This window comes from Synechococcus sp. MIT S9503 (assembly GCF_047304175.1).
Taxonomy (GTDB): Bacteria; Cyanobacteriota; Cyanobacteriia; order PCC-6307; family Cyanobiaceae; genus Synechococcus_C.
Map to the genome: position 1 here is coordinate 1,456,629 of NZ_CP138955.1, position 21,943 is coordinate 1,478,571.

Consider the following 21,943-nt stretch of genomic DNA (forward strand, 5'->3'; position numbering starts at 1 on the left):
CTTAAATCCATGACCACAACACCCGCCGGGCAAAACCAAGACACTGTCAGCATCAGCCCCAGTCCACGGCTGGCGCTGCTGATCATCCTTTTCAGCGCCTGCCTGCTGCCCCTTCCACTGACGCCATGGCCGACCGTGGTGGTGGCACTTTTCGGAGTGTTTCTGCTGGTTCAGACCTACAGCCTGCGTCTGGAGTTCACCGGCGACATGTTGGTGGTGTGGCGGGGACAGAGGGAGCTGCGCAGATTTCCCTACGCCGAATGGCAGAGCTGGCGCCTCTTCGCCCCCTGGCTGCCAGGCCTGTTCTATTTCCGAGAAATCAAGAGCATTCACTTTCTGCCGATCCTGTTCAATCCCGCTGAACTACGCCAGCAGCTGGAAGAACGGGTGGGCTCGCTTGAAACACCCAGGCCCTGAAATGGGGCGTTGTGTTTTGGCCGTAAAGACGGCGATCCGCTGAAATGACTGCAGGAGAAGTCGACCATGCCTGACGACACCGATCTGCCACTCCAGGACGCACCGCAGGACACGCCCCAGGACACTGGGAAGCCTGAAGAAGCAACCCTCGACGCGAGTGACGACGAGGTGGCTGTTTCGGAGGCTCTGATTCAGCTGGCTCTGACAGATCTGCAGAAGCGACGACATGGCCTGCAACAGGAGATCGACTCTCTCCAGCAGCGCAAGCAGCAACTGGAAAAAGACATGGCTGCCAGCTTTGCCGGCCAGTCCGATGCAATCGCCAGACGGGTAAAAGGGTTTCAGGAGTATCTGGGTGGAGCCCTGCAGGGGCTGGCCCAGTCGGTTGAGACGCTGGAGCTGGTGGCGCAGCCGGTGGTTGTCAAGCCGTCACCACTGGATGCACAGGCTGCTGAAGCCGCCGCTGACCAGGCCATGGCGAACGCTGGAAGTGCACCGGCCCTGGCCGACACCTTCCGACCCGATGAAGAGCTGATCCGATCCAACCTCAGATGTTTTCTGGAGCAGCCCGACTTCTATGCCGAGCCCTGGAAACTCCGCCGCAGCCTCGATGAAAGCGACATCGCCCTTCTCGAAGACTGGTTTTTCAATCAGGGCGGTCGAGGCGCTCAGGCGAGTCGAGGCAGTCGACCACGCAACGTGCTGCTGGGTGCCGCACTGATCGCCATCATCGGCGAGCTTTACGGCGATCAGTTTCAGACGCTGGTGCTGGCCGGACAGCCTGAACGCCTGGGCGACTGGCGACGAGGCCTGCAGGATGCGCTCGGCCTGGGGCGGGAGGATTTCGGTCCGAGCAGCGGCATTGTGTTGTTTGAACGCGGCGATGCCCTGGTGGAGCGGGCCGACCGGCTGGAGGAGCGCGGTGAAGTTCCCCTGATCCTGATCGACGCCGCGGAAAGGGTCGTCGACATTCCCGTGCTTCAGTTCCCGCTCTGGCTGGCGTTTGCCGCCGGACCCGGTGAGACCTACGACGACGACGACCTGCTCTGATGCCCCTGCTCACGTTGCTGCTGGGCTACCTGCTCGGCTCCCTTCCCAGCGGCTTCCTGGCCGGCAAATGGTGCAAGGGCATTGACCTGCGCACGATTGGATCCGGCTCCACCGGCGCCACCAATGTGCTGCGCAATGTGGGGAAAAAGCCAGCTCTGGTTGTGTTCCTCGTGGATGTGGCCAAGGGCGCTGCTGCGGTGCTGCTGGCCGGTGCTCTCACCCAGAGCAATCCACTCAATGACTGGATTCAGGTGCTGGCTGGTCTTGCAGCCCTGGCCGGCCACATCTGGCCTGTGTGGCTGGGCTTCAAAGGCGGCAAGGCGGTGGCAACGGGTCTCGGCCTGTTTCTGGGGCTGGCCTGGCCAGTGGGGCTGGCCTGTTTCGGGGTTTTCATGGCGGTTTTCAGCCTTAGCCGGATCGTTTCGCTGGCCAGCGTGGTGGCGGCAGTCAGCCTGCCGCTGCTGATGGCAGCAGGTTCCGACAGCAACGCCGATCTGGTGGTGGCTCTGGTGGCGATGCTGCTCGTGCTCTGGCGACACCGCAGCAACATTCAAAGGCTGATCAACGGCACAGAACCGAGGGTGGGGGGGAATTCTTAACTGCACAGGATGGGCTGAACCGATCTAAGACAGTCGCTCTGATCGGCTGACGAGCTCCCTGCAGCAGGCAGAGAAGGCAGCACCAGGATCAGCTGCCCTGGTAACCGGCCTGCCGATCACCAGATGGCTTGCCCCGGCTGCAATCGCCTCAGCAGGCCCCATGACCCTGGACTGATCACCCGCCGCAGCATCTTTGGGACGGATCCCTGGTGTCACCAATGCAAATGGTTCCGGATGCTGAGAACGTAGAGCCGCGGCCTCTAGAGGTGAACACACACAGCCGCCGATACTGGCGGTTGCCGAAAGCTGCGCCAATGCCGGCACGCGCTCGGCGATGCCCTGACTGATGGCGAGTTCCTTTTGCAGCCGCTGCTCATCCCAGCTGGTGAGCACCGTTACCGCCAGGAGGGTCGGCGGTGGCTGGCCACTGATTTGCGCGCCCTCGAGCGCTGCTGCCTGAGCAGCCTGAAGCGCTGCGCTGCCCGCGCAGGCATGGACCGTGATCAATTCCGCACCAAGTGCCGCTGCCCGCCGGCAGGCACCCGACATCGTCGCCGGGATGTCGTGGAACTTGAGATCGAGAAACACCCGCAGGCCCTGATCGCGAAGCTGCGACACCACCTCAGGGCCGGCCTGCACAAACAGCTCAAGCCCCACCTTCACCCAGCGCAATCCCTCCAGCCGCACAGCAAAGTCCAGGGCCTGGTCCGGGTCCATGCCGTCGAGGGCCACGATGATCCTGTCGGCGGGGTTAATCGCCATCAGCCCACCAGCCTGCGAAACGTCTTCTTGCCGAGCTGAAGCACCTTGCCTTCCAGATCCGAGGCCGATGTGAACTCCTGATTCGGATCAGTGATTTTCTCGCCTTCGAGACGGGCCGCGCCGCCTCTGATCTGACGCCGGGCCTCGCTGCTGCTGGCGCAGATGCCTACGGCGCTGAGCAGATAGAACGCCTTGGCCGGAAAATTCACTGCCGAAAGAGATGCTTCAGGCACATCCGCGCCGGCATCACCGCCAGTGCTCACCAAGGTAGCCGCATCACTCTGGGCTTTTTGGGCTGCCTCCATGCCATGCCGGCTGGCGGTCACCGCCAAGGCCATCGCCTTCTGCTTCTCGCGTGCGTTGTCCGGCAAATCCTGCGGACTCAGATCGGTCAGCAGGGTCACGTAGTCATCAATGGCGGCATCGCCGACCTTCTCGAGCTTGGAATACATCGACAGTGCGTCTTCCTCCAGACCCACGGTGTTGCCAAGGCTCTTGCTCATCTTCTGAACGCCATCCAGGCCCACCAGAATCGGCAGCAGCAACCCGAACTGGGTGCCCTTGTTGAAATGGCGCTGCAGATCGCGTCCCATGGCGACATTGAACTTCTGATCGGTGCCGCCCAGCTCCACATCGGCATTCACAGCCACGGAGTCGTATCCCTGCAGCAATGGATAGAGGAACTCATGCAGAGCGATCGGCGCACCGCTGCTGTAACGCTTGGAGAAATCATCCTTAGCCAGCATCTGGCCCACGGTGGCCGTCCCCAGCAGGCCGATGACCTGGGGCAGATCCAGACCTGCCAGCCACTCACTGTTGCGGCGTACCTCCAGGCGACCGGGGGTCTCGAAATCCAGCAGCGCCGTCCGCTTCGGCTGGCCCTGACCCAGCTGAGCCAGGTAAGTGGCGGCATTGGCCTCCACTTCCTCAGCGCTGAGCTGCACACGCGTGGTGCTCTTGCCGGTGGGATCACCGATGCGGGCGGTGAAATCTCCGATGATCAACACCGCCGTATGCCCCGCATCCTGGAAAGCCCGCAGTTTGCGGAACAGGATGCTGTGGCCGAGATGGATGTTGCTGCCGGTGGGGTCGATTCCGAGCTTGATGCGCAGTGGCCTGCCCTCGCGTTCAGCCTGCTTCAGTCGGGCAGCCAGGGACTGATCGGCATCATCGCCATCACCGGCTGGAAACAGATCGGCCATGCCACGCGACAGCCAAGCCGGCAGAGACGGTGTGGAGGCCATGGGCGGGCGAAGCGATTGCGGGCTGAATCGTACGGGCCGTCTCAGCTCGGTGGCTGATCCAGCTGGCTTTTCATGCGCTCGAGGGTGCCCTGCATCTGCTCGAACATCTGCTCCGGGGTGATCCCGAACTGTCCCAGCTGGGTGCGCAGCTGCTCCACCGTGAGCTTCGCCTGGAAGTCCTCCGACAACTCGAAACGCTTCATGAACACGCGGTAGCGCTCCATCAGCTCCTCCATCGTGTCGATGAACTTCTTTTTGCCTTCGCGATCAAACTTGCCGTAATCACCTCCCAGCTGCATCAGCTGCTGGTAGTCACCGAACAGACGCTTGGCCTCCTCCTGCACGATGTCGGAGTCGAAGAACGCCATGGCCCACCCATCAACTGGCGTGATTCTGGACAATTTGAGCGCCCCGTAACAGTGCGGATCCACGCCCCCTGATTCCGGTCACTATGAGCTGGTCAGTGGCAACGGTCCAGAGCCTTTCCCTTCCTTGGATCTCAGCGAACGGATCCCCTCCCTGCAGCAACTTTCGCGCCAGGGGCACAGTCTGCTCAGGCGCAGTCGCACCGCCATCGCCACCGCCGACCACGTGTTGCTCAGCAGCTGGACGCTTTGGTTCGAGGGCCAGGGCCCTCTGGTTGCGGCCTGCACCAGTGAAGCCGATTGCCTGCTGAGACTTCGCAGCAGCGCTGCCAACCTGTTGATCTGCACAGACACTCTTGATGGCGGCTGCGGCACCAGTCTGGTGCGCAGGGCAAAACAGGAGCACCACGATCTCAGGGTGCTGATGCTGCTTCAGCGGCCCATCCCGCGCACAATCCTGGATGCCATCGATGCGGGCTGCCACGGCATCTGCTCAGCCCAGGCCACCGGAACGGGCACAGTGGCCGCCGCACTCACCGCCATCGACACCGACGGGCAGTACCTCGATCCGCTGATCAGTGGTGTTCTGCACCACAGCAGACTGCGGCGCAGCGGTGATCAAGTGCCCCTGCAGGACCTCACCATGCGCGAGGAAGACGTGCTGCGCGGGCTCTGCCGGGGCATGACCAATCAGGAGATCGCCGACGCTCTTGTGGTGTCGATCGACACGGTGAAAAGCCACGTCGGCAGCCTGCTGCGCAAGTTGCCGGCCCGGGACCGGACCATGGCCGTTGTCACAGCATTTCGTGAGGGGCTGGTGCAGGTTCCCACCAGGCCGCCCCGCTGGACCTAGGGTCCCTTCCAGGCTGCAAGGGAGAAACGCGGCGATGGCCCGCCGGCACTGGCTCGATCCACTGGCCCGCAAGGTGCTTCAGGCCATGGGTGACCTGCCTGAGGATTCAGCGCGAGAGGGCAAAAGCCACCGGCCCGAGGCAGAGACACCGGTCTCGCCGAGCTGGTGCATCGATGTGAACCGGGCCACGGCCGAACAGTGGCGCCAGTTGCCGGGCTGCAGCGAGCTGATGGTGGATCAGTTGCTGCGCCTGCAACAGGGCGGGGTGCAGTTCAGCCAGATCGAGGATCTTGCCCAGCTGCTCGACCTGCCTGAGACCCTCTGCGAACAGTGGAGGCCCCATCTGATTTTTCGTTGGCATGGTGATGCGCCACGGTTACCGGAACAGGCACCGCTGGATCTCAATGCCGACAGACCCGGAATGCTGGCCAGCGCTCTGCTGTGGCCGGAAGACCGGATCCAGCGACTGATTGCCGAACGGCGGCGGGAACCGTTTCAGAACCTCGCTGATCTTCAGGAACGGCTTTGCCTGCCCCCAGCAGCGGTGGAGGCGCTGATCGGACGTGTCCGCTTCGGAGCCAGACCCGCAGGCCCCAGCCTGCCTCCACGGGGGTGACGTCCATGCCCGCAAACCCACGTCAGGCCAATCTTTTCGATCAAGGCGAATCGGCTGGTCCTGACAACGAACCAGCCGCGTTGTTGCTGAATCTCAGGCAGCTGCAGAGCTGGCAACAGCGCATCCACAGCTTCCAGAAACACTTGTTTGAAGCATCTCCTCCCATGGAGGAGCAGGGCGATCTGTTCGGCGGCAGCCAAGGACCAGCGGCCGACATTCAACCTCTGACGCTCAAGCCGCTGCCCTTGAGTTTCTGGCGCTGGCCGCAGAGCCCCCACCAGGGTGCGGCGCTCTACTGGGTGATGGATCGACCCAGGGGCCTCGAGCATCCGATCCTGCTCTACATCGGCGAAACGCTGGCGGCCGATCGGCGCTGGAAAGGCGAACACGATTGCAAGGCCTACCTCGCCGCCTATCACGAGGCCTGCGGATACTGCGGTCTGACCTGCAGCACCAGCATTCGTTTCTGGGGCGATGTGCCCAAAGCCACACGGGCTCGGAGGCAGCTGGAACAGATCCTGATCCGTCGCTGGCAGCCACCGTTCAACAAGGAATCGCGCGATCGCTGGGCCACGCCATTTCAAGCCGCCTGAGCACAGCTCCTAGCATCGGTTCAGGCAACGGCTCTCCATGAAAATCTCCCTCTCTCCGGCCACCCCTGAGGCCTGGAGTGGTTCCGTTCTGGCGCTCGGCATCCTCCAGGACGACCCCCAGGGCCTGGTGGAGGCGATGGAACAGCGCTTCAACATCGAGCTGAAGGAGTGGCTGAAGCAGAAGCCGTTTACAGGCAAGAGCGGCGATCTGGCCAGCGTGCAACTGCTTCGCAGCGACTGCACGACCCTGGTTCTGCTGGGCCTGGGAGAGGCCGGGGCCGTGGAACGGGACGGTCTGCGCATGGCCGCCGCCGCCGCCGCCCGCGCCGCACAGGGTCAGGGCGGCTCGCTCGGCCTGCAGCTGCCATGGGGATCGCAAGACTCCGGAGGTGATGCCACAGCTGCTGCTGAGGCCGTTCGACTGGCGCTGTACAGCGACCAGCGCTTCCGCAGCAAGCCGGAGTCCAGCCAACGGCCTGAACAGGTGGAGTTGCTGGGTCAGTGGCCTGAAGAGCTGAATCAGATGCTGGAAACAGTCCACCCGGTCTGCGCCGGTGTGGAGCTTGCCAGGGAACTGGTGGCGGCACCGCCCAACAGCGTCACTCCTGAGGAACTGGCCCGCACAGCGGCAGCCCTCGCCCATGAGCATGGTCTCGAGCTCACCGTGCTCGAACGTTCCGACTGCGAGGAGCGGGGCATGGGCTCCTACCTCTCGGTGTGCCAGGGCTCGGACATGGCTCCCAAGTTCATCCACCTCACCTATCGCCCCAGCGGCGTCGCCAGGAAGCGTCTGGTTCTGGTTGGCAAGGGACTCACCTTTGATTCCGGCGGTTACAACCTCAAGGTGGGTGCCGCCCAGATCGACATGATGAAGTTCGACATGGGCGGCAGCGCATCTGTGTTCGGAGCGATGCGCAGCATTGCTGAGCTTCGCCCCGCAGGGGTGGAGGTGCACATGGTGGTGGCTGCCTGCGAAAACATGATCAACGGCTCTGCTGTTCACCCCGGCGACATCGTCACGGCATCCAACGGCACCACGATCGAGATCAACAACACCGATGCGGAAGGGCGTCTCACCCTCGCCGATGCACTGGTGTACGCCTCCAAGCTCAAGCCCGACGCCATCGTCGATCTGGCAACGCTCACGGGTGCCTGCGTGGTCGCTCTGGGTGATGAGATTGCCGGGCTATGGACCCCGGATGATGCGCTCTCGAATGATCTGGAAACCGCTGCAAGCGATGCCGGTGAGGGCATCTGGCGCATGCCCATGCACAGCTCCTACCGCAAGGGGCTCAAGTCGCTGCTGGCCGATATGAAGAACACCGGACCACGCCCCGGAGGATCGATCACTGCCGCTCTGTTTCTCAAGGAGTTCGTGGATGCCGGGATCCCCTGGGCCCACATCGACATCGCGGGAACGGTCTGGAGTGACAAGGGCCGTGGCCTGAATCCCTCCGGTGCCACCGGCTACGGGGTACGCACGCTGGTGAACTGGGTGGTGAAGCAGGCCTCAACCACCGAGGCCTAAATTCAGCCAGAACGCAAATCGCTGCATGGCCTCCAGCCCGCTTCGCTGGTATGTACGCGCCCAGTTGGGCGTTCTACTTTTACCGGCAGGCCTCTGTCTGTTCGGAGAAGCCGTCAGCCGCAGAACACTTCAGCTGGCGGGCAGCGATGGTGGTCCCTGGTGGTGGTATGGGACTCTCAGCCTGATCGCCATCAATGCCGGCGTTGGGCTGATGATCGAGTCTGGATTGTTGCGCGGTTATCCAGGGCGCAAAAAAACCGGCTCAGAACAGCAGGATTGACAGCCGCACATGGTGGATCTGCGAGGCCTGATCTCAATCAGGATGCAGCAACCATCGTGAGCGCGTGGGGTTCCTCGAGCGCATGGATCTGCCATCGCGCCCGCTCCGAACAACTGGCCATGACCCGATCAAGATCATCCGAGGCCTGCTTCGGGGAAGGGTACGGACCAACATGACGGGTCACGAGACCGTCTTTGATGGTCAGCAGATACATACAGACCTTTCACAACACTTTGGAGAATGCTACGCAATCCATTCTGTGTCGTCGATGGCGTAAAACCCGCACCTTCACTGCGAAGTGAGTGAATCTGACAGCTGCAACCGCTACAGAATTTCCTCACATTCGCGTCATCAAGGCGTCGGGGCCACACGATGCAGGTCAAACGCCTACTTCATCCAGGAATCACCACTGCGCGCTTTGTCACCCCAGACGGCATCGAGACGCTTATCCCTTCCGCAGGCCCAGCGGTAGTACTTGTACTTGACGGAATTCAACTCCGCGAAATTCTGGTGGTAATCCTCGGCTGGCCAGAACCTTTCAAGAGCTTTGATCTCCACTTTGAGATCCGATTCGGGCACGCCGAGCTCGCTGGCTGCCGCTGACCGGCTGGTGAGGGCTTCGCTGCTCTGCTGCTCACCACTGGTGAAGATCACCGGCCGGTAGGAGTCGCCTCGATCGCAGAACTGACCGTCACCGTCGAGAGGGTCCACATTGCGCCAGTACGACTGCAGAAGCCTTGGATAGCTGATTCTGTCGGCATCGAAACGCACCTCAACCACCTCTTGATGCCCGGTGGTTTCAGAACTCACCTGGTTGTAGGTGGGCTCGGAGACGCTGCCGCCGCTGTAGCCGCTCTCAACGGAGATCACACCGGGGAGTTTCTCAAGATCACTCTCCATGCACCAGAAACAGCCGCCCGCCAGCACGGCTCTCTGCTCAGCCGCCAAGGCTGAGGTGGGTGAGATCAGGAGCAGAGCTCCTACAACCAAGGAAAACAGAACGCGGACCACAGGCGGCTCAGGAAGAAAGCTGATCGAGAATGGCGGAGGCGGCACGATCGGTCACCCCCGGTTCCCCCAGTGTTTGACGCAACCGCTCATAGCCACTCAGCATCATCCTGCGCGCCTCAGAGCTTTCCAGAAAGGGGATGGCCTGCTCCTCGAGCCGGTCGGCATTGAAATCCTCCTGCAGAAACTCGGGCACCAGACGCTCGTTGAGCAGCAGATTCACCGGCGAGATGTGATCCACATGGAAACGCAGCAGATTGCGGGCCACCCAGGCTGTCAAACGGCTCACCCGGTATCCCACAACCTGGGGAACACCCTGCAGAGCCAGCTCGATGTTCACGGTTCCCGACTTCCCCAGAGCCAGATCCGCCGCACTGAACAGTGAGGGCTTGAGAGAATCGGCGTCGGAGGCTGGAATGACTCTTCCGCGCACACCGGCCGCTTCCAGCGCCTCCTGAAGTTCACGTTCGAAACGAGCGAGGCCGGCAGGCACCATCACCATCAACTTTGGATCGCGCTCTTGAAGACGCGCCGCGACCTCAGCCAGCACGGGCATCAGGTAACGCAGCTCCTGTGGTCGTGATGCGGGCATCAGCAGCAGCAGGCGGCCCTCAGGGTCGAGACCGAGACGGCGACAGGCCTCAGCACGGTCGGGATGACGGACGGCCAAATCAAGCAGGGGGTGGCCGACCCAGGTGACCTGCGCACCATGGGAGGCATAAAACGAGGCTTCCTCGGGGAATATGGCAAGAATGCGATCGGTGAACTCCAGCAGGCTGCTGGTGCCTCGGTCGTTCATGCGCCAGGCCCATTCCTGAGGGGCGATGTAATACGTGATAGGCACCTGAGGCATCTTGCGGCGCAGGCGTTTGCCGAGACGCACATTGGCGCCCATGTAATCGATCAGCACCACCGCATCCGGTGGCCGGACAGTGAGTTCCCGATTCACACGTGACTGCAGCTTCAAGGTCGGCACGACCTGAGGCAGGTGCTCCAGAAGCCCGATCGACCCCAGTGGAGCCGTATCGGCGAGCAGCTCAGCACCGGCTGCATGCATGCGTGGTCCCCCCAGTGCCAGCACTTCCAGGTCAAGGTCTCTCTGGCGAGCCTGCCGATGCAGGGCCTGCACCAGAAGACTTCCCTGAAGATCACCAGACACCTCACCGGTGCTGATCAACACGCGCACCATCAGCGAGCACCGACAGCCGGCATGGGACCACGCCGTCCCTGACTGATCGACCCCTCCAGGAAGGTGCACAGATGATCAGCAAGAGGCATCAGGGGTTGCTGACGGGCCAGCCGCAGCCCTTCCGCAATCACGTGATCGGAGCGATAGAGCAGCGACCAGACGTCCTGCAGCTGCTTGATTTCCTGGCCCTGGTCCTTGCGATCAAGCCCCCGTCTGCGCAGACCCACACGGTTCAGGCCCCGCACACGTCCGGGATGACCCTCAACAAGGCAGTAGGGGGGAACATCACGATCGACCCTGGTCATGCCGCCGACCATGGCCATTCCCCCGATGTGAACGAATTGGTGGATCCCCAGGCATCCACCAATCACGGCTTTATCCTCGATCAGAACATGGCCTGCCACCTGGATGCCGTTGGACATCACGATGTCGTTGCCTAACAGACAGTTATGGCCCAGGTGGCAGTAGGCCATGAGCAGGTTGTGATCGCCGATGCGGGTCTGCTCACCCTCGTCGGTGGCCCGATTGATCGTCACGCATTCACGGATGGTGTTGTGATCACCGATCACCACTTCTGTGGGTGCACCCTTGTATTTGAGGTCCTGTGGCTCTTGGCCGAGGCAGGCCCCGGGAAAGATCTTGTTGTGTTCTCCGATGATCAGTCGACCATCGAGCACCGCGTGGGGCCCTACCCAGGTGTGAGCTCCGAGGCGGACATCGGGACCCACAACGGCACCTGGTCCGATCACCACACCGGCAGCGAGTTCGGCCCTGGAATCAACCGCCGCAAGTGGGTGAATCTGGGGAGGACGGTCCTCAGCAGTCACGGAGGGGGATCGCTGTTCACTCATCATGGTCAGTCCACCAGCGAGAACATGAGCTCGCCGGAACAGACCAGCTGGCCATCCACGGTGGCCTCGGCCTTCACCTTGCCGAAGCGCTTGCGCTTGAGACTCAGAAGCTCACAGGTGATCAGCAGCTGATCGCCGGGAATCACCGGCCGCCGAAAGCGCACGCCATCGATGCCTGCAAACACGAACAGTCCCTTGGGCAGATCGGGCATCTGGGTGACAATCAGACCACCCACCTGTGCCATGGCCTCGACAATCAGCACTCCCGGCATCAGCGGCCGCCCAGGGAAATGCCCCTGAAACTGAGGCTCATTGAGAGTGATGTTCTTGATCGCCACGGCTTTCTCACCAGGCACGTGCTCAAGAACACGGTCCACGAGTGCAAATGGATAGCGGTGGGGAAGCAGGCCCATGATCTGCTCAGCAGTGAGCAGGGGCTGGGCTGCGGGTGTGGCGTTGGGGGTTGTGGCGGTGGCGGAGGAGGAAGTCAAATCGGTTCAGAGCTGAGCATCGGATCGATCGGCCAGAACAGCGGCCAGGTCTGTATGCAGACCATGGGAGCCGCGATAGACCAGCACCTGCGCACGAGGAAAACCAACAAGCGCCAGATCACCGATCAAGTCCAGAAGCTTATGGCGCACCGGTTCATCGGGATAGCGCAGAGGTGGATTCAACCAGTGGTCTCCATCACAAACCAGAGCATTGTCGAGAGCACCACCCAGAATCAGTCCTGCGGCTCGAAGCTGATCCACCTGCTCACGGAAGCCAAAGGTCCGGGCCGGGGCGATCTCCGCAACGAAGCGTTCAGGCGTCAGTGCGAGGGCACACTGCTGACGACCTATCGCCGGCTGGGGGAAATCGATCACCCCCACCAGCATGAACTGCTCTGCAGGAGTGGCGGTGATCACGCTGCTGCCGCGATGGAGGGCGATCGGCTGCTGCAGTTGCGGCCGGGCTGAAGCCGGCGTTGCCGCCGGAGCCATCCCTGCCTCGGCGATGGCCTCAACCCAACCCTGGGCTGAGCCGTCCAGAAGCGGAACCTCGCTGCCTTCGACCTCGAGATGCACGTGGGTGAGACCGCAGCCTGCAACCGCAGCCAGCAGATGTTCCACGGTTGCTAGTCGATGCTCACCCAGCTCAAGCGTGGTGCAAAGCGGACTGTCACGCACCTGGGACGGTTGCAGCTTCAGAGGTTCGCCGCCCTCTGAGGAGGGCCAGCTCACCCACACACCAGCTCGCTGAGAGGGCCTGAGTGTGACCGAGACCTGCTGACCGCTGTGCAACCCAATGCCGCTGCGACGGGCCATACCTTCAAGGGTCCAGGCTCCGTCGTAATCATGAGGCCAGGAGACCATCAGAACTTCCAGCCGACACCCAGATTGAAGCGGTATTCACCGGTGAAGTTCTGACTTGCCACCTCCAGGCGCAGAGGCCCCACTGGCGTTGTGACAATCACACCAACACCTGGAGAAACACCGGAACCGGGCTTGTCGAGCAGCTCGCCAGGTTTGCCGGGGACATTGGCCTGGGATCCGAAATCAGTACCTGCGTCAATGAACACTTCGCCAGCAAAGATGCTGAGGATTGGAAAACGATATTCAATGGTCGCTTCTCCAAAGCTGCGGCCAACGGCGAGATCGCAGTCAAACCAGCCGCGAACAGAGTTGGATCCGCCAAGACAGAACGCTTCATAGGGAGGCAGGTCGCCGATGATGGTGCCGGCCTTGAATTGGAATGCCAGGGCCTGCGGGCAGTTTTCCGGTTCACCCTCCTTGGGGCGGCAGCCCTTGGCCAGCTTCAGCCACCTGACAGGGATGAAATGGGTGTAGCTGGTCCGGACTCGGTTAAAGGTCGGCGAGTTCTCTCCAACAGAAACGTACTGCTCAGTTCCGAAGCTGAAAAAATTGCCCTCCGAGGGATTACGTGTGTCGTTCAGCGTGCTGTAGGTGGTTGCGAACCTAACGCTGGCAAGGGTGTTCTGGTCAGCGCAGTTGAAAGCCGTGCAAATGATCTCATCGTTATCAATGCGGTCATCCTTAATCTTTCTATTGGGAACTCCATATGGACGGGTACCTCCGGCGTAGTTGATCGGTCGAACCGCCTGTAGGTTCAACCCAGCCAGCACCTGCCAGGGCACCTTCTTAAAGGGGTCGCCACCGTTGAGAGGACGCGCAAAAATCATGTTGCCGCCGACGCGTTCAAGTGCAATTGAGTCGCCTTCGAAGTCAAACCAGCTGAAGTCTGGGAACTCATTGCTGGCCTTGCTGACGTTGCTGAAGCGGCTGTCTGCAGGGTTGTTATTGGAGCTGATTGAGTAGGCGAATTGGGAGTTGTTGTCCTCGTAATCCTTCAGGCTGACGATGTCGCCGTCGTTCTGGCTCTGAAAAACCTGTGGAACCTCACGACTCAGGAAAATCGAAGTCCGGAATGAGGTTCGGTGCTGGTCCCCCTTGATCCAGGGGTCGGAGAAGGTGAGATTCGCAAGACCACCAAACTGGCCATAGGTCAAGTTCAGCGCAAGGTTCCAGGCTCGTCCGAACAGGTTGCTGTCTGAAAGCTGCAGCTGGCCAAATACACCCTGGCTCTGGCTGTACCCAAGACCGCCGGAGAGTGATCCGGTGGACTGCTCGACGATGCCAAGCACGATGGTGATTGCTCCCGGTTCACCTGGAACCGGCTGCAATGTGACCTTGACGTCACTGAACAGTGAGGTCCCATAAAGACGCCGAATATCGTTTTCGAGCAGGTTGCGGTTAAACGGTTCTCCCGGCTTGATGGAGATCTCCCTGCTCACCACCCAGGGCTTGGTCTTTCCATTGATGGGTTCGCCCTTTTCATTGGTGTCCTCACCCTCCTTGTTGATGAATTTCACCTCGACACCGGCCACTGTGCCGATAAGAACCTTCAGCTGCACAACACCATCAGGACTCACCCTGGTGGGGCCACTGACGCGAGCCAGGGAATAGCCCTGATCGGCGTACCACTTTTGCAGCTCCTTCATGCGCAGCTGCAGCTCGTTGAGGTTGAGCGTGCGGCCGTAATCGGAACTGAACGTGTCCTCGATCACCTTGGGCTCGATCTTGTTGTCCTCAGGTTCCAGAAGGATCTGGGTCAGCACGGGGTTGGGCACCACCTGAACCGCCAGCTGTACGCCAAGCGGTCCGTTGATCGGCTCGATCCGCACATCCGAAAACCATCCTGTGGCGTAGATCGCATCAAGATCGATCTTTAACTCGTCTCTTGTCACCCTGCTGCCGGGACGGACCTGCATCGCGTCATAGGCCGCAAGCTCGAGGCGCTCCTGCTCTGGATGACCGTCAATCCCCTCGATGATCACCTCCGTGATCAAAACCCTGGGCTGATCCGGCACCTCCTCAATCGGTTCAGCAACGGGGGTGGCAGCAGGAGCAGGGCTGACCTCGATCTGCTCGACCTCAATCTCCTCGTCAATCAGTTCCGCTTCAACATCATCCGTCCCAACACCATCCGTCCCAGGACCGTCCTCGACCACTGCTTCCTCTTCAACAACCTCCGCCTCCACCTGGACCTCCTCGACCTGGGCCTGCGCCGGAAGGCCGCTGATCAATGGCAGGGCCAGGGCAAAACCCACGGCACCTCGCCGAACGGCGTTCTTGGTTCGGCTGGAGGAGAAAGCGACCATTGGGGGGGACGGAAGTTGGCCGGGCCGGCCGCAAACGTCGGTGAACTTAACTGCAGTTACGGGGTGTCGGGCAGGCCCCTTGTACCCGTTTGCAGACCTCCCCGTAGGCCTCGATCACTCCGCCTAGGTCCTTGCGGAACCGGTCCTTGTCGAGAATGCGCTCCTCGGCATCCAGGCATGACAGGTCCCAGAGCCGGCAGGTGTCAGGGCTGATCTCGTCGGCCACCAGAAGCTCGCCGGCAGCATTGATGCCCAACTCAAGCTTGAAATCCACCAGCTGCAGTCCGATCTCTCTGAAAAAGGGAATCAGCACCGCATTCACGTTTCTGGCCAGCAGCTCAATCCGTTCACGCATCTCGCTGGAAACCACACCAAGCAATGCCAGACGTGCATCGGTCAGGAGGGGATCACCCAGGCTGTCATCTTTGAAATAAAGATCCAGCAGTGCCGGTTCCAGAGGGGTGCCCTGGGCGATCGGCGTTTCACGACACAGAGAGCCGGTGGCGATGTTGCGCAGCACCACCTCAACCGGGATCACCTCAACACGCTGAACGACCATCCAGGTTTCGGCCGCGATCCCGCAGTAGTGGGTGGGAATGCCCTCCCTCTCAAGCACCTCGAATAGACAGGCTGAGATCCGGCAATTGAGACGTCCCTTGTCATCCAACTGTGCCTTTTTCTGGGCGTTGAATGCCGTGGCGTCGTTCTTGAACTCCACCAGCACCTGCTTGTCCTCTGCACCGGCGTAGATGCGCTTGGCCTTGCCCTCGTAGAGAAGGTCGCCGTGGGGAATGGTCATGGCTGGACGTCGATACCGGGACCGCCGGCTTCAGGTACTGGTGATTCTCCCAGCGCGGCGTGGCCGCCAGGATCCCGGGGAGAGCGCAGTTCCTGCTCCAACAGCTGTTGTTGCTCAACAGACATGCCTTGAAGATCCTGCTCGAGTTCCATCAGGGTGAAGCGGTCATCCACTCGGGTGGCAAGGCGCTTCAGACGTTCGCGTGGCCGCTCGCCGCTGCCGCCGCTGGCCAGCTCCAGACGCAGCTGAAGCCGCAGCAGATCCTCGGCATGATTCCAGGCCTGAACTGCAGCCGCCTGATCAAGGGCTGCTTCGATCAGGGAAGCGCCGCGCTCGGGCTCGATCGCATCCAGCAGTTCAGCCGCAAGCCCCAGACGACGTGCTGCAACCGCCCCGGGGGTGCGGCCCGCCAGCAGGCTGATCACGGCCTGCTCGCTCTGGCCGGAAGCGATCTGCGCTGCAGCCAGAAGATCGAGAGCCGAACGGGTGGAAGCGATCCCCTGATCATCGATGCCCACAATGAGCTGCTCGCTGTCAAGCCTGGCTAGATCACCATCAGCCAGACGCATCAGGGCCAGCACGATGCGCTCCTGATCCAGTGCTGCGCTGGCTGCCTGCCAGGACAGCAGCAACCATTCCCGGCGGCGGGGACCTGGACCGGGCCCGTAACGACCTAGCACCACCTGCGCGCTGTCGGGTGCCTTGCAGGAGATCAGAGCCCTGGCATTGGCCATCACCACATCAAAGGTCTGCGGTGACGGCGCCACCGCCATCAGCCTGTCGCGCAGAAGCTGGAGACGTTCATCAACGCCAAAACGGGCGGAATCGTCACAGGCCAGCTTCAGCTCGGGAATTCCTCCCTCAAGCAGAACGGCATCAAACGCCTCCTGAGTCATCGGCGCGGGGGAAGCGAGCGAATCCTGCAACTCCGGCCGACCTGAGGATTCGATCGGGGCAGGCAGCGTCGTTGCAGTGCCTGGCACCACCGCCAGCAGCAATGACAAGGGAAGAGGGAGCAATCCCATGGGCCGGAAGGCGTTCAACAAAAATGGAACGGTCGCACCACCATCAGCAACAGCGGAGCGACGCACAAACCTAAGGGTCTTCGCCCGAAACGCTTGCCTCCATGGCCCATTCCAGCTCCCGTCCTCAGACCCTGCCGCCACTTCGTCATCTGCTCGTGGTGGGTGGTGGTGGACGTGAACAGGCCCTGGCCTGGGCCTTGCGCCGCTGCAACGACGTTGAGGCTGTTTGGGTGACACCTGGTAACGGGGGCACCGAAGAGCTCGACGGATGCAGGTCACTGGCGATCGCGGAACAGGACGCTGAGGGGCTGATCAAGGCGTGTCAGCAGCAGGCGATCGATCTGGTGGTGATCGGACCGGAAGCGCCTCTTGCGGCCGGAGTCGCTGACCGCCTGCGTGATGCAGGGCTGGCGGTGTTCGGTCCAAGCGCCAACGGGGCACAGCTCGAAGCCAGCAAAGCCTGGGCCAAGGATCTGATGCGGGAAGCGGGCATTCCAACCGCAGGCCACTGGGCAGTGGCGAGTGCCAGCGAGGGACTGGAACTGCTCGAAAAGCTCCAACGCCCGCTGGTGGTGAAGGCCGACGGCCTGGCTGCAGGCAAGGGAGTGACCGTCGCCGACAACACCGAACAGACCGCCAGCGCAATCCGTGAAGCCTTCGCGGGCCGTTTCGGCGCCGCGGGCGAGCGGCTTGTGCTTGAGGAACGCCTTCAGGGTCCGGAGGTGTCCGTGTTTGCACTGTGCGACGGCGAACGGATGGTGCTGCTGCCACCGGCTCAGGACCACAAACGGTTGCTGGAGGGTGACCTGGGGCCGAATACCGGTGGGATGGGCGCCTACGCCCCAGCTCCGCTGCTGGATCGGGCCGGGCTCGAGCAGGTGCGCGAGCTTGTGCTCGAACCCACGCTGCGAGCCCTGCAGAACAAGGGAATCCAGTACCGGGGGGTGATCTATGCAGGCCTGATGCTCACCGCCGAAGGGCCCCAGGTGATCGAATTCAACTGTCGCTTCGGTGATCCTGAGTGCCAGACCCTGATGCCCCTGATGGGTCCGGAACTCGCCAGGGTTCTTCAGGCCTGTGCACTCGGCTGCCTGGATCTGGCGCCCGAACTCTCGGTTGCCCAGACCTGCAGCGCCTGTGTCGTCGCTGCCGCCGAGGGCTATCCGGAGACACCACGCAAAGGGGATGTGATCGATCTGCAATCGGATCCCGATGATCAGCGGCAGCTGTTCCATGCCGGAACGCGACGCGAGCAGGATGGTCGTGTGGTGACCACCGGCGGACGGGTGCTGACCCAGGTCGCCCAGGCAGCGGACTTCGATCGGGCCTTTGACAGCGCCTATGCAGGGCTGAAGCTGGTGCGCTTTGACGGCATGCAGTACCGCCGCGACATCGGCCATCAGGTGCGCCGGGCCTAGTCTCAGGTGGATGTGCTCCGGCGGAATGGCCAGCGATCCAGCAACGGCTCAGAACGAAGCCCCTGCGGAATGGGCGGCTCCGGTCGCCGGCGCTGACGTCATGACCGCCAAGGGCTTGTGGCCGCAGGCGCGATCCTGGTGGGCTGAGTTCAGCCTTCAGACCAAACTGCTGGCCGTGGCCACTCTTGTGGTGAGCCTGATGATGACTGGCATCACCTTCTTCGCGCTCAACGGCATCCAGCGTGACACCGCACTGAACGACACTCGTTACGCCAGGGATCTGGGCCTGCTGCTTGCCGGGAATGTCAGCGAGCTTGTGGCGGAAGGACGGGACCGCGAGCTCGCCAACGTCACGGAGACTTTCTGGCGTTCGAGCAGAAGTCTCCGCTACATCTTTTTCGCTGATCCGGACGGCATTGTCTACCTGGGGATACCTGTCAGCGGCAGTGACGACGCCAGCAACGAGGACCTGCGTCTGAGCCGCCGCCTCGAACTGCCCGACGAACTGCGCAGCCGCACCCAGAACCCCCTGGTTCGTCAGCACATCACACCCCAGGGTCAGGTCACGGATGTGTTCGTGCCTCTGGTGGAGAACAACAACTACCTGGGCGTGCTGGCCCTGGGTGTGAATCCCAATGAATCAGCTCTGGCCAGTGCTGCTCTCACCCGCGAAGTGACGGTGGCGGTGTTCATCTCCATCTGGGTTCTGGTGATTCTCGGAGCTGTCTTCAACGCTCTGACCATCACGCGGCCGGTCAAGGAGCTGCTGAGAGGCGTCCGATCCATCGGCGACGGTGACTTCCGCGCCCGCATCGGTCTGCCGATGGGGGGCGAACTGGGAGAGCTGCTGGATGGCTTCAACGCCATGGCCTCGCAGCTGCAGGACTATGACGCGGCCAACATTGAGGAACTTCAGGCGGCCCAGGTGAAGCAGGCTTCCCTGATCGCCACCATGGCCGACGGAGCGGTTCTGCTCGACGGTGAAGGTCGAATCGTGCTCGTCAACCCAACGGCGCGACGTCTGTTCCGCTGGGAAGGTCGCAATCTTGAAGGTCAGGATTTTCTCAACGAGGTGCCGGAACTGCTGGCCGTTGAACTGCATGAGCCATTCGATGCGGTGTTCTCCAAAGAGACCGACACCAACGAGCTGCGCAGCAGCGTCGGCGATCCGCCCAGAACACTGCGCTTCGTGTTTCAGGCCGTTCGCGAACCAAGTGGCGACACGCTCAAGGGCATTGCCGTCACCATCCAGGACCTCACACGGGAAGTGGAGCTGAATGCGGCACAGAGCCGTTTCATCAGCAATGTCTCCCACGAACTGCGCACGCCACTGTTCAACATCAAGAGCTACGTGGAGACCCTCCACGACATGGGAGACCAGCTCAGCGAAGAAGATCGACGCGAATTCCTGGGAGTAGCCAATTCGGAAACGGATCGGCTCACCCGCCTGGTGAACGACGTTCTTGATCTGTCCAGGCTGGAATCCAACCGTGTTGTGCAGTTTTCTGCGGTTGATCTTCGACCTGGCCTGGAGCAGACCCTGCGCAGCTACCAGCTGAATGCGAGCGACAAGCAGGTTGACCTGAGTCTTGAAGCCGATCGTGATCTCCCTGATGTTCTGGGGAACTGGGATCTGATTCTTCAGGTGCTCGACAACCTGGTCGGCAACGCACTGAAGTTCAGCCGCAGCGGTGGCCGACTGATGATCAGGGCTTACACCTGGCCCGACAGTTGTCAAATGACTCCCTCGGCAACGGTCGGCAACAGCACCGATGGCCCCACATGCACGCTGAGTTCACCACTCCCCAAGATCCGGGTTGAGGTCTGCGACACCGGTTACGGCATCAGCGAAGAGAGCCAGCAAAAGATTTTCGAACGCTTCTACAGGGTGGAAAATGCCGTTCACACTGAAGTCGGAACTGGCCTCGGTTTGTCGATCGTGCGAGGCATCCTCGAGAAGCATGGCAGCAAGATCTGCATGGCAAGTGAGCCGGAGGTGGGAACCACCTTCTGGTTCGAACTGCCCCTGGCGCAGGAGGATCCCGAGGAGCTGAGGTGGAGGGCCGAGCGTCAGAGCGAAGATGAGCGAGTGGCCCTGACCCCGACCACAGAAAGCTGATCAGCTGTCGGGTGCCACGCCACGGGCGATGCGCGAAAGCTCACTGCGCTCATCGGTGGTGACACGGTGTGGCACCCCGGAAATGATCCGCTCGAAGTTGGAGAAAGAGTCCTTGATCTGCGGACCGTTGCCGGTGATCACGAATTCACGGATGCCCTTGTCATGCCATGAGCCGCGCATCTTGAAAACGTTCACGGCACGAGCCATTTCCCCGCGGATCTCCACGTACTGCAGCAGCAGAATCGTGTCGGTGATCGTGGAGATGTGGGAGTCCGTGATCGAGTGGCTTCCCATGAACTCCTCCGAGGTGTTCGTGAAGAAGCCGGCGATTTCCTCCTGCTTGGCATAACCGGTCACCCCGATCACGAATTGGCGGAAGGCGTTGTGACTGACGCCGCGGGCCAGCGCGGAGAGAGAGTCGATTGCCATCCGTGACGGCTTGAACTGACTGATTTCGGTCTTGATGATCTGCAGGTGGTCCTCCAGGCCTGTCGATTCCGGATAGGCACAGATGATCTTGAGCAGACCGTCCTGCTCCATCTGTTCAAAATCAATGCCCCAGCTTGTAGCGTTGCGGAGAAGCTGGGCACGCGACTCCTCATAGGCGAACAGGATGGCGCGCTCCTTGTTGCGGCAGGCATCCTCAATGAATTTCGACTCCAGCAGTGTTTTGCCGGTACCCGTGGCGCCGGTCGCCAGAATGATCGAATCCTTGAAGAAACCTCCACCGCACATCTCATCAAGACGCGGCACTCCGGAACTGATCCGCACATTGGAGGATCGCTGCGTGAGGCGCATCGCACCCAGAGGGAAGATGCTGATCCCGTGGGCGCCCATCGTGAAGGGGAACTCCCCCTTCATATGCGTGGTGCCACGGAGCTTGAGGATCTCCACAGTGCGCCGACGGCGTTCACCCTCCAGCACATTGCGCAGAATCACCACGTTGTCGGAGACGAACTCCTCGACTCCGTAACGAGCGATCGGTCCATATTCGTCGATCCGCTCGGTGGTCATCACGGTGGTGACACCGATTTCCTTGAGACGGGCGATCAGACGGAAAATCTCTCGACGCACGACGAACACGGCGTCGTATTGCTGAAACACGGCGGTGATTGAATCGATGGCGACTCGCTTCGCCTTGTACTTGCGGATGGCGTAGTTGATCCGCTCAATCAGACCGGAGAGGTCGAAGCTTCCGGCCACATCCTGACCGTCGGGATCAGGTGAGGCGTCGAGAATGAACAGTTTGTCCTGCTCGACCATTTCCTGCAGATTCCAGCCGAAACTGGCGGCGTTGCGCAGGATGTCGAGCGGTGACTCCTCAAAGGTGACGAAGATCCCCGGTTCGTCGAAATTGGCAACGCCGTTATGCAGGAAGTGCAGAGAGAAGACCGTTTTGCCGGTGCCGGATGTGCCGCTGATCAGCGTGCTGCGACCGATCGGGAGGCCACCCTGACAAACATCATCGAAACCCTCGATCCCTGTCGGAAGCTTCTGAACCTGCATCTGTGGAGAACCACTGGAGCTGGAGATCTGCATAACGACGCTCTTATGGATGCAAGGTAA

The 21,943-nt window shown here is 61.4% G+C and carries 22 protein-coding genes; 10 read left to right on the forward strand and 12 right to left on the reverse strand.

Translation table 11 applies throughout. From position 1 onward, the window contains the following. Positions 1-9 precede the first annotated feature (9 nt). From SIB56_RS08385 to plsY, 3 genes are all read left to right on the forward strand, one after another. Positions 10-417, forward strand: a complete 408-nt coding sequence (locus tag SIB56_RS08385; RefSeq protein WP_413323517.1) for a DUF3119 family protein — start codon at positions 10-12, stop codon at positions 415-417. Between the two features lie 66 nt (positions 418-483). Continuing rightward, positions 484-1,467 (forward strand): DUF3086 domain-containing protein, encoded by a 984-nt coding sequence (locus tag SIB56_RS08390; protein WP_413323518.1) that lies wholly within the window; start codon positions 484-486, stop codon positions 1,465-1,467. Then, entirely contained in the window at positions 1,467-2,066 is a 600-nt protein-coding gene (plsY, locus tag SIB56_RS08395; protein ID WP_413323519.1) for a glycerol-3-phosphate 1-O-acyltransferase PlsY, read from the forward strand. The genes SIB56_RS08390 and plsY overlap by 1 nt, the downstream gene beginning before the upstream one ends. Before the next feature lie 24 nt (positions 2,067-2,090). Here plsY and pyrF read toward each other — a convergent pair whose 3' ends face one another. The 3 genes from pyrF to SIB56_RS08410 are packed head-to-tail and all read right to left on the reverse strand — an operon-like array spanning position 2,091 to position 4,440. After that, positions 2,091-2,828, reverse strand: coding sequence for an orotidine-5'-phosphate decarboxylase (gene pyrF / locus SIB56_RS08400; RefSeq protein ID WP_413323520.1), 738 nt, complete (start codon positions 2,826-2,828; stop codon positions 2,091-2,093). Next, positions 2,828-4,072: a tyrosine--tRNA ligase gene (gene tyrS / locus SIB56_RS08405; protein WP_413323521.1), complete on the reverse strand. Its 1,245-nt coding sequence runs from the start codon at positions 4,070-4,072 to the stop codon at positions 2,828-2,830. The genes pyrF and tyrS overlap by 1 nt, the downstream gene beginning before the upstream one ends. Positions 4,073-4,113: 41 nt before the next feature. After that, positions 4,114-4,440 (reverse strand): DUF1825 family protein, encoded by a 327-nt coding sequence (locus tag SIB56_RS08410; RefSeq protein WP_413323522.1) that lies wholly within the window; start codon positions 4,438-4,440, stop codon positions 4,114-4,116. Between the two features lie 124 nt (positions 4,441-4,564). Between SIB56_RS08410 and SIB56_RS08415 the strand changes: the two genes are divergently transcribed. The 5 genes from SIB56_RS08415 to SIB56_RS08435 are packed head-to-tail and all read left to right on the forward strand — an operon-like array spanning position 4,565 to position 8,307. Beyond that, a complete protein-coding gene (locus SIB56_RS08415; protein ID WP_413323523.1) occupies positions 4,565-5,290 on the forward strand; it encodes a response regulator transcription factor in 726 nt (241 codons plus the stop codon). A gap of 34 nt (positions 5,291-5,324) precedes the next feature. Then, complete coding sequence (locus tag SIB56_RS08420; protein ID WP_413323524.1) at positions 5,325-5,906, forward strand: hypothetical protein; 582 nt, start codon at positions 5,325-5,327, stop codon at positions 5,904-5,906. A gap of 5 nt (positions 5,907-5,911) precedes the next feature. After that, the gene (locus SIB56_RS08425) at positions 5,912-6,499 is read left to right on the forward strand and encodes a GIY-YIG nuclease family protein (protein WP_413323525.1); all 588 of its coding nucleotides are present in this window, start codon (positions 5,912-5,914) and stop codon (positions 6,497-6,499) included. A gap of 37 nt (positions 6,500-6,536) precedes the next feature. Continuing rightward, on the forward strand, positions 6,537-8,027 hold the full coding sequence (locus SIB56_RS08430) for a leucyl aminopeptidase (RefSeq protein ID WP_413323526.1): 1,491 nt from the start codon (positions 6,537-6,539) through the stop codon (positions 8,025-8,027). Between the two features lie 25 nt (positions 8,028-8,052). Then, the gene (locus SIB56_RS08435; RefSeq protein WP_413323527.1) at positions 8,053-8,307 is read left to right on the forward strand and encodes a hypothetical protein; all 255 of its coding nucleotides are present in this window, start codon (positions 8,053-8,055) and stop codon (positions 8,305-8,307) included. A 387-nt stretch (positions 8,308-8,694) separates the two neighbouring features. On the opposite strand, the gene msrA is transcribed toward SIB56_RS08435, so the two are convergent. From msrA to SIB56_RS08475, 8 genes are read right to left on the reverse strand one after another with little or no spacing between them, the layout of a single operon-like run. Next, entirely contained in the window at positions 8,695-9,318 is a 624-nt protein-coding gene (msrA, locus tag SIB56_RS08440) for a peptide-methionine (S)-S-oxide reductase MsrA (protein ID WP_413327241.1), read from the reverse strand. Positions 9,319-9,325: 7 nt separating this feature from the next. Then, the gene (gene lpxB / locus SIB56_RS08445; protein ID WP_413323528.1) at positions 9,326-10,504 is read right to left on the reverse strand and encodes a lipid-A-disaccharide synthase; all 1,179 of its coding nucleotides are present in this window, start codon (positions 10,502-10,504) and stop codon (positions 9,326-9,328) included. Next, the gene (gene lpxA, locus SIB56_RS08450) at positions 10,504-11,355 is read right to left on the reverse strand and encodes an acyl-ACP--UDP-N-acetylglucosamine O-acyltransferase (protein WP_413323529.1); all 852 of its coding nucleotides are present in this window, start codon (positions 11,353-11,355) and stop codon (positions 10,504-10,506) included. Before lpxA ends, lpxB begins: the two co-directional genes overlap by 1 nt. A 5-nt stretch (positions 11,356-11,360) precedes the next feature. Then, positions 11,361-11,846, reverse strand: a complete 486-nt coding sequence (gene fabZ, locus SIB56_RS08455) for a 3-hydroxyacyl-ACP dehydratase FabZ (RefSeq protein WP_413323530.1) — start codon at positions 11,844-11,846, stop codon at positions 11,361-11,363. Positions 11,847-11,852: 6 nt separating this feature from the next. After that, entirely contained in the window at positions 11,853-12,710 is an 858-nt protein-coding gene (lpxC, locus tag SIB56_RS08460) for a UDP-3-O-acyl-N-acetylglucosamine deacetylase (protein WP_413323531.1), read from the reverse strand. After that, on the reverse strand, positions 12,710-15,016 hold the full coding sequence (locus tag SIB56_RS08465; protein WP_413323532.1) for a BamA/TamA family outer membrane protein: 2,307 nt from the start codon (positions 15,014-15,016) through the stop codon (positions 12,710-12,712). The genes lpxC and SIB56_RS08465 overlap by 1 nt, the downstream gene beginning before the upstream one ends. A 46-nt stretch (positions 15,017-15,062) precedes the next feature. After that, positions 15,063-15,815, reverse strand: a complete 753-nt coding sequence (gene purC / locus SIB56_RS08470) for a phosphoribosylaminoimidazolesuccinocarboxamide synthase (protein ID WP_413323533.1) — start codon at positions 15,813-15,815, stop codon at positions 15,063-15,065. After that, positions 15,812-16,840 carry a hypothetical protein gene (locus SIB56_RS08475; protein WP_413323534.1) on the reverse strand — a complete coding sequence of 343 codons (1,029 nt, stop codon included), beginning with the start codon at positions 16,838-16,840 and terminating at the stop codon, positions 15,812-15,814. The genes purC and SIB56_RS08475 overlap by 4 nt, the downstream gene beginning before the upstream one ends. Before the next feature lie 101 nt (positions 16,841-16,941). Between SIB56_RS08475 and purD the strand changes: the two genes are divergently transcribed. Then, entirely contained in the window at positions 16,942-18,258 is a 1,317-nt protein-coding gene (purD, locus tag SIB56_RS08480; protein ID WP_413323535.1) for a phosphoribosylamine--glycine ligase, read from the forward strand. Positions 18,259-18,283: 25 nt separating this feature from the next. Continuing rightward, positions 18,284-20,377: an ATP-binding protein gene (locus tag SIB56_RS08485; protein WP_413323536.1), complete on the forward strand. Its 2,094-nt coding sequence runs from the start codon at positions 18,284-18,286 to the stop codon at positions 20,375-20,377. Here the strand turns inward: SIB56_RS08485 and kaiC are convergent, their stop codons facing one another. Continuing rightward, a complete protein-coding gene (gene kaiC, locus SIB56_RS08490; RefSeq protein ID WP_413323537.1) occupies positions 20,378-21,916 on the reverse strand; it encodes a circadian clock protein KaiC in 1,539 nt (512 codons plus the stop codon). Positions 21,917-21,943 lie beyond the last annotated feature (27 nt).

Bases quoted from the DNA above. Each gene is read 5' to 3' on its own strand.
- SIB56_RS08390 (WP_413323518.1), top strand. From the start codon at position 484: ATGCCTGACGACACCGATCTGCCACTCCAGGACGCACCGCAGGACACG.
- purC (WP_413323533.1), bottom strand. From the start codon at position 15,815: ATGACCATTCCCCACGGCGACCTTCTCTACGAGGGCAAGGCCAAGCGC.
- SIB56_RS08425 (WP_413323525.1), top strand. From the start codon at position 5,912: ATGCCCGCAAACCCACGTCAGGCCAATCTTTTCGATCAAGGCGAATCG.
- pyrF (WP_413323520.1), bottom strand. From the start codon at position 2,828: ATGGCGATTAACCCCGCCGACAGGATCATCGTGGCCCTCGACGGCATG.
- SIB56_RS08475 (WP_413323534.1), bottom strand. From the start codon at position 16,840: ATGGGATTGCTCCCTCTTCCCTTGTCATTGCTGCTGGCGGTGGTGCCA.
- SIB56_RS08485 (WP_413323536.1), top strand. From the start codon at position 18,284: ATGGCCAGCGATCCAGCAACGGCTCAGAACGAAGCCCCTGCGGAATGG.
- lpxA (WP_413323529.1), bottom strand. From the start codon at position 11,355: ATGAGTGAACAGCGATCCCCCTCCGTGACTGCTGAGGACCGTCCTCCC.
- SIB56_RS08465 (WP_413323532.1), bottom strand. From the start codon at position 15,016: ATGGTCGCTTTCTCCTCCAGCCGAACCAAGAACGCCGTTCGGCGAGGT.
- lpxB (WP_413323528.1), bottom strand. From the start codon at position 10,504: ATGGTGCGCGTGTTGATCAGCACCGGTGAGGTGTCTGGTGATCTTCAG.
- kaiC (WP_413323537.1), bottom strand. From the start codon at position 21,916: ATGCAGATCTCCAGCTCCAGTGGTTCTCCACAGATGCAGGTTCAGAAG.
- SIB56_RS08430 (WP_413323526.1), top strand. From the start codon at position 6,537: ATGAAAATCTCCCTCTCTCCGGCCACCCCTGAGGCCTGGAGTGGTTCC.
- SIB56_RS08420 (WP_413323524.1), top strand. From the start codon at position 5,325: ATGGCCCGCCGGCACTGGCTCGATCCACTGGCCCGCAAGGTGCTTCAG.
- tyrS (WP_413323521.1), bottom strand. From the start codon at position 4,072: ATGGCCTCCACACCGTCTCTGCCGGCTTGGCTGTCGCGTGGCATGGCC.
- purD (WP_413323535.1), top strand. From the start codon at position 16,942: ATGGCCCATTCCAGCTCCCGTCCTCAGACCCTGCCGCCACTTCGTCAT.
- SIB56_RS08435 (WP_413323527.1), top strand. From the start codon at position 8,053: ATGGCCTCCAGCCCGCTTCGCTGGTATGTACGCGCCCAGTTGGGCGTT.
- plsY (WP_413323519.1), top strand. From the start codon at position 1,467: ATGCCCCTGCTCACGTTGCTGCTGGGCTACCTGCTCGGCTCCCTTCCC.
- lpxC (WP_413323531.1), bottom strand. From the start codon at position 12,710: ATGGTCTCCTGGCCTCATGATTACGACGGAGCCTGGACCCTTGAAGGT.
- SIB56_RS08410 (WP_413323522.1), bottom strand. From the start codon at position 4,440: ATGGCGTTCTTCGACTCCGACATCGTGCAGGAGGAGGCCAAGCGTCTG.
- SIB56_RS08385 (WP_413323517.1), top strand. From the start codon at position 10: ATGACCACAACACCCGCCGGGCAAAACCAAGACACTGTCAGCATCAGC.